We start from the raw sequence: 12,401 nt of genomic DNA, 5'->3' as shown, positions 1-12,401 counted from the left end.
CGGAAGAGACAGCACATGGCAAGAATCAGAAAAATCGAGATCGCCAACTTCCGCGGCATCCAGTTGCTGGCTTGGTGCCCGACGCCTGGCATCAACTGCCTGATCGGGCCGGGCGACAGCGGCAAGTCCACCGTACTGGACGCGATCGACCTATGCCTGGGGGCCAGGCGAAATTTCCAGTTCTCGGATGCGGACTTCTTCGGCCTAGACATCACGACCCCAATCAGCATCACGCTGACGCTCGGCGACCTTGATGACAGCATGAGGACGCTGGAGGGCTTCGGTGCATTCCTGCGCGGATACCACGCCAACACTGGCGTCGTCGAAGACGAACCCTCGGCCGGCGCGGAGGTTGTGCTCTGCCTGAACCTGACGGTCGCCAGTGACCTAGAGCCCTTGTGGACCCTTGTCTCCGACCGCGCCGCACAGCAAGGCATCGTCAAGACACTCGCATGGAAGGATCGCGTCGCCCTGGCGCCCACTCGTATCGGTGCCCTGGCGGACTTCAACCTCGGATGGCAGCGCGGCTCCGTACTGAACCGCATCTCGGAGGAGCGAGCCGACGCTTCGGCCGCCCTCGTCAAGGCCGCAAGGGATGCGCGCAGTGCCTTCGGAGACCAGGCCGAACAACAGTTGGGAGAAGCGCTGGGGATCGTCACCACCACTGCTCAGGAGCTGGGCGTCAACATCGGCGCCAAGGCCAAGGCGCTGCTGGATTCGCATTCGGTGTCGTTCGGCGGCGGCACCATCTCCCTGCACAACGAAAGCGGCATCCCGCTTCGCAGCCTGGGCGTCGGTTCCACGCGTCTGCTTGTCGCCGGCCTGCAGCGCAAGGCGGCTGGTCAGGCGTCAATCGTGCTCTCGGACGAACTGGAGTACGGGCTGGAGCCCCACCGCATCGCGCGGTTCCTGGGCTCCCTCGGTGCCAAGGAGGCCGCTGCTCCGCTGCAGGTGTTTCTCACCACCCACTCACCCGTGGCACTGAGAGAACTGTCGGGCGGCCAGCTCTTCGTGCTGCGCCGCGGCCCCCTCGGCCACGAGGCTCGCCTGGTCGGCGCCGACAATGACATCCAGAGCACGATCCGCCTCTACCCCGAGGCCTTCCTGGCTGGCTCCGTGGTCGTGTGCGAGGGAGCCAGCGAGATCGGCCTGCTGCGCGGCCTGGACTTGTACAGGCTTGACCAGGGGAATGCGTCACTGGCTGCATTGGGCGTGGCCCTCGTCGACTGCGGTGGCGGGGAGCCGGATCGACCGTATGCCCGGGCCGCAGCGTTTCAGTCTCTGGGCTACCAGGTAATGGTGCTGCGCGACGACGACAAGAAGCCCACATCTGCGGTCGAGCAGGCTTTTGTCGAGAACGGTGGCACCGTCGTCGCCTACCGCGCGGGCCGGGCGCTGGAGGACGAGCTGTTCGGCAGTCTCACGCCGGTTGCCTGCCAGAGGCTGATCGGCTACGCCAACGAATTGCATGGCGACCTGATCGTCGAACACCTGCGCACCGTCTCGAACAACATGCTCACGTTCCAGCAGGTCTGGGACGAGATCCAGAACACCGGCCACCTGTCGGCCGAACGCAGGGCCATTCTTGGTCAGGCGGCGCGCATCCGAAAGGCTGGCTGGTTCAAGCAAATATCGTGGATGGAGGACGTGGCGAGGACCATCGTTGCACCGGACCTGCATCTTTGCGATCAGGGCTTCCGTGCTCTGATGGACCAGGTATTCGGGTGGGCCGCTGATGGACCACGTTGAAATCGACCTTCGTGCAATCGAACGCGGAACCGTCACCGCACCGGCCGGCTGCGGCAAAACACAGTTGATTGCCCACGCGCTTTCCGGTCATCGGGGCAACAAGCCCATCCTCGTGCTGACACACACGAACGCCGGGGTCGCGGCCCTGCGTGGCCGGCTGGACCGCGCCGGTGTGCCAGCCAGCGCCTATCGATTGAGCACGATCGATGGCTGGGCCATCCGGCTCATCTCGACCTTTCCCGGCCGCAGCGCCCACGATCCGGAGATTCTGCGGCTGGCAGCACCTGCGCGGGACTACCCGGCAATCCGCGACGCCGCCTGGAAGCTGCTGCAAGCCGGGCACGTCAATGAGGTGCTGAAAGCCTCGTATGCGCATCTGATCGTGGATGAGTACCAGGATTGTTCGGTGCCCCAGCACTACATCGTCTATTTCCTCTCGTTGATCTTGCCGACCTGCGTGCTGGGCGACCCCATGCAGGCGATCTTCGGGTTCCGGGGCAATGCGCTGGCCGACTGGAACCAGCACGTGTGCGCGCATTTTCCTGTCGTCGGGGAACTGGCAACGCCCTGGCGATGGCGCAACGCCGGCGCGGAAGCGCTGGGACAATGGTTGCTGGAGGCCCGCCGGTTGTTGGCGGTGGGGCAGTCGGTGGATCTGCGTAGTGGGCCACCGGAGCATGTGACCTGGATGCAGGCCGTACCACCCAACGACCATGCCCAGCGCCTAGCCGCTGCGAGGACGGCATCGCCAACCGCTGACGGGCGCGTGCTCATCATCGCCGATAGCCGCAACCGAGCAGCACAGCAGAACTTTGCGAGCCAGACGCCGGGCGCTTCGACGGTCGAGGCCGTCGATCTGCAAGACCTCATCGCCTTCGCCAGCAACTTTGATGCGGGGGCACCGAATGCCCTCGCGCAGTTACTGGCGCTGGCGCAGAGCGTCATGACCAATGTGGGCGTGGCGGAGTTGACGCGGCGCCTGGAGTCGTTGGCAAAGGGAACTGCAAGGAATCCTCCGAACGAGGCAGAAAGCCGCGCACTGGCGTTCGGGCGCGCGCCCTCTCTCGCTGCGGCCGCCGCGCTGTTGTCGGAGCTGCGGGCACTGCCGAACGTGCGTGTGCATCGGCCGGCCATCCTCTACGGGGTGCTCAAGGCGCTCCGAGAAGCCTCGTCGGGGGCCGTCCCTCTAACAGAAGCGGCCCGGCGCGTGCGGGAAGAGAACCGGCTGTTGGGGCGCCCGCTACCAAAGCGCGCCGTCGGCAGCACGCTGTTGCTCAAGGGGCTGGAAGCCGAAGTCGCGGTGCTGCTAAATATCGAGGGCATGAGTGCGCAGAACCTCTACGTCGCCATGACCCGGGGTTCGATGAAGCTCGTAGTGTGTAGCGCCAGTCCAGTGATCGGTTAGAGACACTTCTTGAATGTCGCCGCCGCAATGCACACCGCCACGCAGAGCAATGCGACGCTGGGCAGCAGGATCAGCAGCGGGTTCACGCTGACCGGCAGTGCTAGGTAAGTCACCCACGGCAGTACGGCCAGCGGGATCAGGCTGGCCCTAGCGCGGTGATAGATGAACCCCGACTCGCGGCCCGCGCCGAAGCGGCGGATGTCCCGGCGCACCAGGCCGTCCACCAGCCCGACGAAGGCGGCACGCTGCGACGACATTGGTTTGTGTGCCGCTATTCCACAGGGGAGAATACTGATCCTTGGCCTGAGCTTGGCACCAACTCAATATACAGGGCATTTCGGCCAACAATGACAGCGAGCGTTGGTCGCTTATCCCGACGCTTGGCCGACAGACGGTTCCACTCCGATCTATCGAGGCCCGACGGGTTGGGGTTGTCTTCCGGATGGGTGTGCCATTCGCCCAAATAGCGGATGGTTCCCTGGCTCGCCGTCCATCGAGCCAGTGCAATGGCTTCGTGGCCGAATGGCATTCTCTCGAACAGGTAGCGAAACCGTTTGTCCCATGCCGTGGGAACCGTTGCATGCTCAATGAGCATGTGAGTTCCATGGACCGAACCGAGTAGCAGCCCGCCAGCTTCGCAGTCAGAATCACTGGCCTGGACATGCTGGCGGAAGGTCTCCAGCGTGGACTTCGAAAAATGCAGCAGCGTTCTGTTGTCGTCGGCCGCCCAAGAACTCATGAATTGCATAATGGGCACTCCCGATCCCGCGGCGGATCGCAATCGGGTGTGGCAAGCTGCTGGGCGCGGTCGATCAACCTGGTTCGTAACGCGGGGGTATAAACGCCGTTGACCCAATCGAGGGTCATCTCAGCGCCCAGGCTGGCAGCGTGCACCGACACCGAAGCGGGGAATGGCACGTACAAGCCTTCGCATCCATGCCCCGCCAGAATGGCAGGAAGAGGATCAGTGATAGAACGGAACTCGCCTCTTCTGTTGCTATGCCAAAGACATCGATAGCACGCATCAGATGCTTTCGTCCTCAGGAGCGCACGGACAGCCGTTCCCGGCCCCTCGATCCAGACCGAAAGCATGGGCGTCGGAGGCGGATAGTGGCCGCACAGCCAATGCCCGAGAGATTCTTCCCCGGTGGCATCTATGAGCAGGTCCAGCTCTCCCAGTTGGGCATGCCTGACATCCACGGGCAGCGCGCGAATCTCGGCGCCTGGCGCCAAGCGCTTGAGTTCCTTCGCCATCGCCTCGGCCTTGTTCGACAGCAGGTCCGGGAATCCGAGGCGATGGCGCCCGATGTTTTGCGGGAGAAGGCAATCGAAATCCACCAATGTGAGTTTTCCGCCACATATCCCCGCCCCAGCCTTGACAAGCATGTCCGACAGATAGCCACCAATCGTGCCGCATCCAACGACGGCGATGTTCTTCCCTGCAAGCGTCTTTGAGTTCGGCATGTTCCGCTGGGCAAGGTACCGATCGTCAATTCTGACCACCGAAATGGGCATCACCTTCAACCCATAGCTCGAATCCCTGCGATCTATGAGCTTGCTCTTTTGGACAAGACTTTGGCGGTCGTAGAGAACCGCAAAGCCATAGGTCATCAGCGGAGACTCGATGACGATCAGAACTCCGTTGGCCTTCTTCCTCTCCCCCTCCTTGATACGCTCGTGAATCTTGCGCCGGCACCGGGGATCAAGAGTGCTCTGCCACGCCAGGATATCCCCGACTGTTTCAGGAGGCCAATTGCTAGTCAGAGGGCGCGGTTGAGCACCGGTCTTTACTCGGTAAGTCAGCACCGTTCTATCGGTGACCTGGTAGCCGAGCGACTTCAGCTTTTCAGTTGTTCGATCTTCGTTGTCGGTGATGAACCACAAGGGGCACCCATTGGCATGCGCGACGATGCAGTTCTGTCGCCCTAGATCCTCGCCTTGCATGTCCACGAAACAATGCCAGCCGTGCCAATAGGCGAAGAACTCTTCCGCGAGGTCTTCGATCATCTCCCCCTGCATGATCTGCCCGAACACGACGGCCGCGCGTTGCAGGCACGCCAGCGACTGTCCGACAGGATCGTAGATGTCCAGAACGACGGTGCCCTTGGCGAGATAGCAAAGCCCGCCATCTGCGCCAAGATGAGGAACCGCTGCGGGCAGCTCAGGAGGGATTTCCAGCAGCCGGATGCGAGGCAAGTCGAAGAACGTGGGGTCGAGCTGGACTTCGCACGGACAACCCTTGTCCGCTTGGGGCGAGGTCAACCGCCCGTGCAGCCTGAACCAGCCGTCATCCGTCTTGCCAACAAACGCGAAGCCTCGCTGCTTGAAGGCCTCGATCACGTCTGCGACCGCTGCGGCGCTGCTCATCCAGCTTTCGTTCGTCCGATGAGTTCGCTAGGACCAGCAGTAGCGGGAGCCGCGGCAATGGTGGCGGCAACGGACACCACCTTGACCCGATCCGGCTCGTTCGGAAAACGCGGGCCGAATTCGCCTCGCATCCAGATGCAGGCCTGTGAAGGACTGCCGGCGCCGGTTGCTCCGCGAAGCACCTTCTCAAACTCTTCGAATGCTTTGGCCGCATCTTCGACACCCGCTTGGCCAAGTCGCTCCGTGAGCGATTCGGACTCTTCCACGGGGTTGTTCACTCCCCCACGCAACCGGGCTGGCAGTGCCGCGACGACATCCAGCAGAGCGAGGTCGTCGCGCCTATCGCGTTTCTCAAAGAGCGGGGCCGCGGCGGCCATCAACAGGATCGAGGCAGGTCCTCCGCTGGACCACTTCCAATCGCGGAACGCCTTCAAGTAACGAACCACGCGGCGGAACTGCTCCCCCTTGGCTTCCACTTCGCCCAGGAACCATTCCTTCACGGGCCTCGGGTCAGAGGACATCCAGTTGCATTCACGATGGGCCAGGAGAACCTTGTCAGCCGGCAGCGCGGTCCAGGCATCGCGCTCTGCCATGTTCACCGCTTCCGTCAGCGAGTCGTAGCCATATCGCTCCATCGAAGCCTTTGCGAGCGTGACAAATTCCTCGTCGGGAATGGCGTACAGAGGAATATCAATGTGAGCATACGCAGCAATGACGATGCGGATGCAGGTCGGCTTGTCGGTGACAAGCTTCCACCGCCTTTCCTCGACCAGCGGCTTCAATGCTTCTTCCGCAGCGGCAAAGAACACCGTCGCCGCAGTGCTGGGACGCTTCGTCTGCGAGACGAAACTCATTGGCAGATAGCAGCCATCATCGACATCCGCCTGCTGAGGGTGTTGTGCCGGGGCGTTCAGCGTCTTGTATGCCCACGACCCTTGCGTGAAGAAGCGCGGCTGCGGCACGTCTTCCGTGTATCCGTTTGCCCTAAGCACGCGGGGGATGCCTGTGCGCAGGCAGTCCCTGACGTCAGTGCGTGCGCTGGCGATCCAGGCGCGCTGCCCAGGCGTCAGATCCAGCTCGTCGTGCATGCAGGATTCGTCATCAAGGGTGGTGAAGAAGAGTGGGCTCAAGTTCAGCATGCGGCCTCCGGAACATTCTTGTTGGGGCCGTGATAGAAGATGGGAGCGCCGGCCTGGTGCGCTCGAAATGGTTGGAAAAGAGGATCGCCGAGCGCACGCTGCGCCGCGTGGTTGCCGCGATCCTTGAGCGTATTCGTGGCGCCAATGGAAACCCGATCCAGCGCCTTCACGTCCTTGCTTTGATCCGGCGTCGCCTTGTCGTCGATCTGGAAGTAGTTGTTGCCCAACGCCTGCCGCAGCATGTAGTCCACCGACGACTCCTGGGCGGAGATCACGAGATCGAAGAGTCCCCCGCGCCACTTGCCGAATCCGCGGTCGAGGCTGGCGCCGCCACGAACGGTCGCACCGATGGTCATCGTGCCGATGGCGAGGACCCGAACCAGCGCATCCTGCTTCGGCGCCAGGAACGTCTTGACTTCGTGCAACCCGAACAGGCCCGGGGCGTTGCCCACCAGCCCCCCATCCGCGAAGACACCGCGGTCGTTGCGCGCCAGAGGAAAGTAGACGGGCGCGGCGGCTGTCGCCAACGCCACATCAACGACCTTCATGCGGTGATCCAGCTCAAAGGACGGATGGTGCGGTGTCTTGAAGAACTGCCCGCGTCCCGTCGAGTAGTTGACTGCCGGCACAAGAACACGATGCTTCAGGTCACCTATCGTGGTCCCTTGGAAGCGCTCGGTCAGTACCTCTTTCAATCCCGCTGAGTCATGCTTTGCAGTCAGCCAGAATCCCAGAAGCCGCCGCGGCAGGCTGCGGCAGCCAAAGATGCGGCTGCCCTGTTCTTCAAACAGTGCCTTGAGTTCGTAGGCCGGAATTTCCGCAGCCAGCCCCAAAGCCAGCATCCCTCCTGCCGATGTGCCGCAAATCAGATCAAAGTGCGAAGCGATCGGACGGCCCAGCACGGTTTCGAGTTCGGCGAGAACCGTGGCGGTGTACAGGCCGCGATAACCGCCCCCTGACAGGGCGAGCACATGGTAGGTAGGGATGCCCGTCATGGCACTTCAGCCCTTCGGCGGGAAGGAGTCGTTGCCGTGGCTGTCCTTGTCACGGATACGGCCATCCGGACGATGGATGACGAGTTCGGATTGCTGGTTGCGTGCGATATCCCTCGCTGCGTCAATGGCCTGTTGCTGCGTGTCGTGCACGGAGGTCGCCCGCTGATTGCCGGCTCCCTTCACGGCCCAACCGTCCTGATGAGGAACAACATGCTGATTCTTGCCTGCCATGATGACTCTCCTACAGTGGAACTATCGAAGTCCCAGCCGCTCGGCTAGGTTGTCAACGGCCGCCCGCTGTAGCACAATTCGTTGCTCACGCAGACAACAGGAAGGCCGAGCCAATCCGACCTGGAGCAGGCGTAAAGCCTACATCTGTTGTCTGGCTGGACAACAATGTATCAGAGCGCGTGCGCCGGTGCAACTGGGCGTGCGGTGTGCGCCTTTGAACATCAGCCGGATGTGGAGGGGCAACAGAGGGCTTGGCCCTTCTTCCCGCAACCGCAAGGATCAGAACTCATGCCGCAAACAGGCCTAGGCGTCGCCCTCAAGACGCTACGCGAACGCAGAACCCTTTCCCTGCGTGAGATCGGCCAGCTATCGTCAGTTGATCATGCTTATGTCCACCGTCTCGAAACAGGCGAGAAGACAAACCCATCCCAAGACTTGGTTGAGAAGCTATTGAAGGTTCTCAAGCCGGGGGAAAGAGATGCCGCACTCGTGATGTGGCTGGTTGACCACGCAGATGCTGATCCAAGCCTTGTTGAATTCGTGCTACAAGATCCCTCGATCAGCATCGATGTTTTTTCGGCCGCGGCTGGGGTCAGGCATCGGGGAAATGCAAGGCCTGATCCCGCGACGCTCATCGCCCGAATCAAGAAGGCCTTCGACGACGACGAGGACGACTGAACATGGACGAGGCGGATGTCAGGCAGAGAGCGCGCGCGTTTGTCGCGAGAGTCGATGTTTCGAACATCCGAGAAGACCTGTCCCCGTATGTGACCGCGGCTAACGCCAAGGTCAAGAAGGATGAGCTTAGCGATGGGGAGTCCGGCTATACCGTTACCAAGCCGAACGGGAAGCACATCATCACGGTGAATTCGCTGGAAACCGAAGAGCGCCAGCGCTTCACTGTCTGCCACGAAATAGCTCATATCGTGCTCGGCTTGGAATCAAGTCACGACGAGGTGCCGTCATGGTCCTATGCAAAGCGACATCCGAACGAGATCGCCTGCGACACGTTTGCCGCTGAACTGCTGATGCCCTATCAGCAATGGCTCTCCGCTGTTCCCAAGGAAGAGCCCTCCCTGGATCTCATCCAACACATGGCCGACTTGTTCGGCACATCATTCCCTGCAGCGGCGTCAAGGTTTGCCAGTCTTAGTGACATGCCGTGCGCATTCGTCACCATGGAGCGCGGTGCGGTGCGGTATGCCGCACGCTCAACGGCCTTGCGGCAAGCTGGGGCCTGGATACCTCCCAGGTCGGTCATTCCAGCAGGCTCCGTGGCTCACCGAATCCGCTCTTCAGGGAATAGCTCCACTGATACGGGGGAAGTTTCACAGGACGTCTGGTTCGACAACTGGGAAAAGGGCCTTGACCTCTGGGAACTTTCAAGACATTACCAGCGCACCGATACCACCATCTCCTTGCTATGGTTCGACAGCGACGATTTGCCGGAGGTTGAGGTGAACCGCTTCGGCGCACGTGTCGAAGACGATGGAGGCTTGGCTGAACTGACGGGAGAACTGCCATGGCCGGGGCGAAGCAGGCGCCGCTGAAAAGCGATCACGGCCACGACCGCAAGGAGGTTACTCCTATACGCCATTCGCGCGTTCTTACAGGTACTTCTTGAACGTCGCCGCCGCAATGCACACCGCCACGCCGAGCAACGCGGCGCTGGGCAGCAGGATCAGCAGCGGGTTCACGCTGACCGGCAGCGCCAGGTAAGTCACCCACGGCAGCACGGCCAGCGGGATCAGGCTGGCTCTGGCACGGTGATAGATGAACCCCGATTCGCGTCCCGCGCCGAAGCGGCGGATGTCCCGGCGCACTAGGCCGTCCACGAGGCCGACGAAGGCGGCCATCAGGAACAGCGGCAGGGTCAGGCACAGCACCAGCAGCCGCACGAGGAAGACCAGCGTCGTGTAGGCCGCCGCGATCAGGTAGCTCTCCACGCTCACGTAGACCAAGCCGATGTAATAGCGGAAATCCTTGGTCGGGCGATGGCTGCCGGCGCTAGTCTGCGCCGAGGCGTCGCGCATCCAGTCCAACAAGCCCGTCTTCACGAAAACCCACTCGTAGGTGCCCTCCACCAGCCAGCGCGCGGTGCGTCCCGGCTCCTGCACGACGGCGCTCCGGGTGAAATGGGTGGAGAGCTGGTTCAGTTCGTAGTCGAGCATGCCCTGCGCGTGGCGCCAGCCCTGGTCTGGCCAGAACAGGTGCATGCCGACGCATTCGATGACGATGGACAGCAGCAGCGAGGCGACCAGTACGCCGAACAGGCGCCACGGCAGCGTGACCACGCTGGCGACCAGGCCTCGTTGGCGTGCCTGCTGTCGCTCAGCGGTCGCGGCGGGCTCTTTCACGATGGGGCCTCTTCATCCGGCGTGCCTTCTTGCACTTCCTCGGCCAGATTTGCTGGCAACGCGTCGTCGTCATGCAACGGGGGCTGCCCGTTGCCCTCCCACCATTCGCCCGCCTCGGCGTAGTGCTGGCGCATGTAGCCGGCCAGTTGTTGCAGGTCCCGGGGCATGGCTTCGTCCGGATCGGGCGCCGGCAACGGCATGCGGACCTTCCACAGGTTGCCGCCTTCGATGAGGGCGAAGCACTGCCCCTTGGGCAGGCCGACCACGTGCGCAGGCTCGATGAGCGGCACGCTCGACGTGCTGATGCGGTCCTGCGCGTTGCTAGTGAAGTCGGTCTGGCCGTGGATGTCGGAACTGTCGGTGGCGCCGCTGACCAGGGTGGTGGTGTAGACCTCCACCTTCGGCAGTTGTCGTGTCAGCAGTTCGGCGGTGGCGGTCTCCCGCACCCGCAGCATGAACAGGTTGTTGAAGTTGCCGATGACCTGGCCGGCCTTGGCGCGATTGCCGATGCGCGCCTCGATGTCCGAGAGCGTCTGCGTATAGGCCGTGACCTGCATGCCCGCACCGCCACCCTTGTTGATGAGCGGGATGAACTCATCGCCCATCAGTTCGTTGAACTCGTCCGCATGAACGTTGATGGCGACCTTGGCATTGGCCGATGCACCTGGCAGGCCATCGTCAATGCCGTGCTTGTAGATGTGCCCCGCCACCGACACCAGGTCGCTGAACATGCTGTTGCCGACGGCCGCCGCCACTTCGGCGTCGGACAGCGCATCCAGCCCCACATAGACCACGGCCCGCTTCCTGATGATCTGCATCCAGTCGAAGATCGGGCGCGGGTCGCACAGGTCGGAATAGTTCGGCGCGAGCAGTTGCGCGATCTTGCCGGTGGTGAGCTTCTCCAGCAGCGGCAACAGCGAAGCGACGATCTTGTCGAAGTAGGTGCGGTCGTAGCGCACCGCGGAGCGCAGGCCGTCGAGCACGGCGTCATAGGTTCGCGTCTGCGACAGGTACTGCTCCAGTGCCACCACCCGCTTCTCTCGCCCGACCATGTGGCGCGGGATGGTCTTGTCGTTGAGTCGTCCTTCGAGTTGGACGATCACCTCCCAGGCCTTGGGCTCGGTTCGGGCGAAGAAGTGCTGGGCGTACTCGATGAACAGCGCGTCGATGTTGACGACGTGCCGCTGGATCAGCAGGTAGTCTGGCCGCTGCCCCAGTTCCACCAGGGCGCGCGCGATGATGTTGACGAAGCGCCAGGCGAACTCGCGGAACGCGGCGCTGTTGCCCTCGCCGGAAAGCTGCCCCGCAACGCGCGTGGCGACCTCCGAGATGCGCCCGAACCGGCCCACGGCGTTGTAGCGTGCCGAGATGTCGGGCCAGCCCAGGTGGAACACGTACATTTCGCCCTCGCGTCCGGCTCGCCTGGCCTCGACATACATGCGCTTGAGCAGATCGGCATCGCCCTTGGGATCGAAGACGATGACCACCTCGTGCTCGCCATGGACCTTGCGGCGGATGTCCTGCGTGATGAACAGTTCGGCCAGGCGCGTCTTGCCCACGCGCGTGGTACCGAGCACCAGGGTGTGGCCCACACGCTCGCCCAGCGGCAGGGTGACGTCGGTCTCGTGCGGCTCGATGCCATGCAGGCGCGGCATGCCACCCACGGGCGGCAGCGGCCGGACCGGATTGAGCGGGCTATCCCAGGCCAATGCCCGCGCCAGCCTAGGCAGCGGCGGCGGCGCGAACTCCAGCCGCTCCTCCAGGCGGCGCGCCAGGCGGTAGAACGTCGTCGGTTCGGCGTAGCGCCGGAACTCGGGCTTGTAGGTCTGCGTCAGCCGATGGGTGTGTCGTTGCTCCCAGCGGAAGCCACGCCCAACGAACAGGCGGTACTGGCTCACTGGCACGTCACGGCTCGTCATCACGTAGCGTGGCAGACGACGGATGTGGCGGCGGTAGCGCAGGATGGCCCAGGCGTCGCGCAGGCGAATCGCGCCGAAGGCCAGGAAGGCCAGCGCGCTGCCGAGGCCGAGTACCGGATTCAACGCGAGCGACCACGGTGCCACCACGCACACCACCGCGGCGCCTGCGCATACGGCAACGGTGTATAGCTCCACCGCTGGCCGCAGCAGGACTTCGACGGCGTGCGGCTGGGCCATCG

At 62.9% G+C, this 12,401-nt stretch carries 11 protein-coding genes and 1 pseudogene; 4 read left to right on the top strand and 8 right to left on the bottom strand.

The window, feature by feature from the left end:
* Positions 1 to 15: 15 nt before the first annotated feature.
* Together ACUTAG_RS11070 and ACUTAG_RS11065 are read left to right on the top strand one after the other, a co-directional pair.
* Positions 16 to 1,749: an ATP-dependent nuclease gene (locus ACUTAG_RS11070; protein WP_446650157.1), complete on the top strand. Its 1,734-nt coding sequence runs from the start codon at positions 16 to 18 to the stop codon at positions 1,747 to 1,749.
* On the top strand, positions 1,736 to 3,154 hold the full coding sequence (locus ACUTAG_RS11065; protein ID WP_279818484.1) for a UvrD-helicase domain-containing protein: 1,419 nt from the start codon (positions 1,736 to 1,738) through the stop codon (positions 3,152 to 3,154). Before ACUTAG_RS11070 ends, ACUTAG_RS11065 begins: the two co-directional genes overlap by 14 nt.
* On the opposite strand, the pseudogene ACUTAG_RS11060 reads toward ACUTAG_RS11065, so the two are convergent.
* From ACUTAG_RS11060 to ACUTAG_RS11035, 6 genes and pseudogenes are all read right to left on the bottom strand, one after another.
* Positions 3,151 to 3,396: pseudogene (locus ACUTAG_RS11060) on the bottom strand (DUF4400 domain-containing protein); the annotation flags it as partial. The gene ACUTAG_RS11065 and the pseudogene ACUTAG_RS11060 sit on opposite strands and share 4 nt — an antisense overlap.
* 29 nt (positions 3,397 to 3,425) lie before the next feature.
* Positions 3,426 to 3,902: a Mov34/MPN/PAD-1 family protein gene (locus ACUTAG_RS11055; RefSeq protein ID WP_446650156.1), complete on the bottom strand. Its 477-nt coding sequence runs from the start codon at positions 3,900 to 3,902 to the stop codon at positions 3,426 to 3,428.
* Positions 3,890 to 5,521 carry a ThiF family adenylyltransferase gene (locus tag ACUTAG_RS11050; protein ID WP_446650155.1) on the bottom strand — a complete coding sequence of 544 codons (1,632 nt, stop codon included), beginning with the start codon at positions 5,519 to 5,521 and terminating at the stop codon, positions 3,890 to 3,892. The genes ACUTAG_RS11055 and ACUTAG_RS11050 overlap by 13 nt, the downstream gene beginning before the upstream one ends.
* The gene (locus tag ACUTAG_RS11045) at positions 5,518 to 6,660 is read right to left on the bottom strand and encodes a CBASS cGAMP synthase (protein WP_017462923.1); all 1,143 of its coding nucleotides are present in this window, start codon (positions 6,658 to 6,660) and stop codon (positions 5,518 to 5,520) included. Before ACUTAG_RS11045 ends, ACUTAG_RS11050 begins: the two co-directional genes overlap by 4 nt.
* Positions 6,654 to 7,655, bottom strand: a complete 1,002-nt coding sequence (locus ACUTAG_RS11040) for a CBASS cGAMP-activated phospholipase (RefSeq protein ID WP_017462924.1) — start codon at positions 7,653 to 7,655, stop codon at positions 6,654 to 6,656. Before ACUTAG_RS11040 ends, ACUTAG_RS11045 begins: the two co-directional genes overlap by 7 nt.
* A gap of 6 nt (positions 7,656 to 7,661) precedes the next feature.
* Positions 7,662 to 7,886, bottom strand: a complete 225-nt coding sequence (locus ACUTAG_RS11035) for a DUF2188 domain-containing protein (protein WP_023093135.1) — start codon at positions 7,884 to 7,886, stop codon at positions 7,662 to 7,664.
* 288 nt (positions 7,887 to 8,174) lie between these two features.
* On the opposite strand from ACUTAG_RS11035, the gene ACUTAG_RS11030 reads away from it, so the two are divergent.
* Positions 8,175 to 8,564: a helix-turn-helix domain-containing protein gene (locus ACUTAG_RS11030; RefSeq protein WP_017462926.1), complete on the top strand. Its 390-nt coding sequence runs from the start codon at positions 8,175 to 8,177 to the stop codon at positions 8,562 to 8,564.
* A 2-nt stretch (positions 8,565 to 8,566) separates the two neighbouring features.
* On the top strand, positions 8,567 to 9,436 hold the full coding sequence (locus ACUTAG_RS11025) for an ImmA/IrrE family metallo-endopeptidase (protein WP_124086371.1): 870 nt from the start codon (positions 8,567 to 8,569) through the stop codon (positions 9,434 to 9,436).
* 57 nt (positions 9,437 to 9,493) lie between these two features.
* Here the strand turns inward: ACUTAG_RS11025 and ACUTAG_RS11020 are convergent, their stop codons facing one another.
* Positions 9,494 to 10,243 carry a TIGR03747 family integrating conjugative element membrane protein gene (locus ACUTAG_RS11020; protein WP_124086369.1) on the bottom strand — a complete coding sequence of 250 codons (750 nt, stop codon included), beginning with the start codon at positions 10,241 to 10,243 and terminating at the stop codon, positions 9,494 to 9,496.
* A complete protein-coding gene (gene traD, locus ACUTAG_RS11015; protein WP_446650154.1) occupies positions 10,240 to 12,399 on the bottom strand; it encodes a type IV conjugative transfer system coupling protein TraD in 2,160 nt (719 codons plus the stop codon). The genes ACUTAG_RS11020 and traD overlap by 4 nt, the downstream gene beginning before the upstream one ends.
* Between the last annotated feature and the right edge of the window lie 2 nt (positions 12,400 to 12,401).

It is taken from the genome of Achromobacter sp. CSND-B12 (assembly GCF_052906545.1).
The sequence above is the reverse complement of the archived record's forward strand: the minus strand, read 5'-3'. Positions and strand labels throughout refer to the sequence as shown.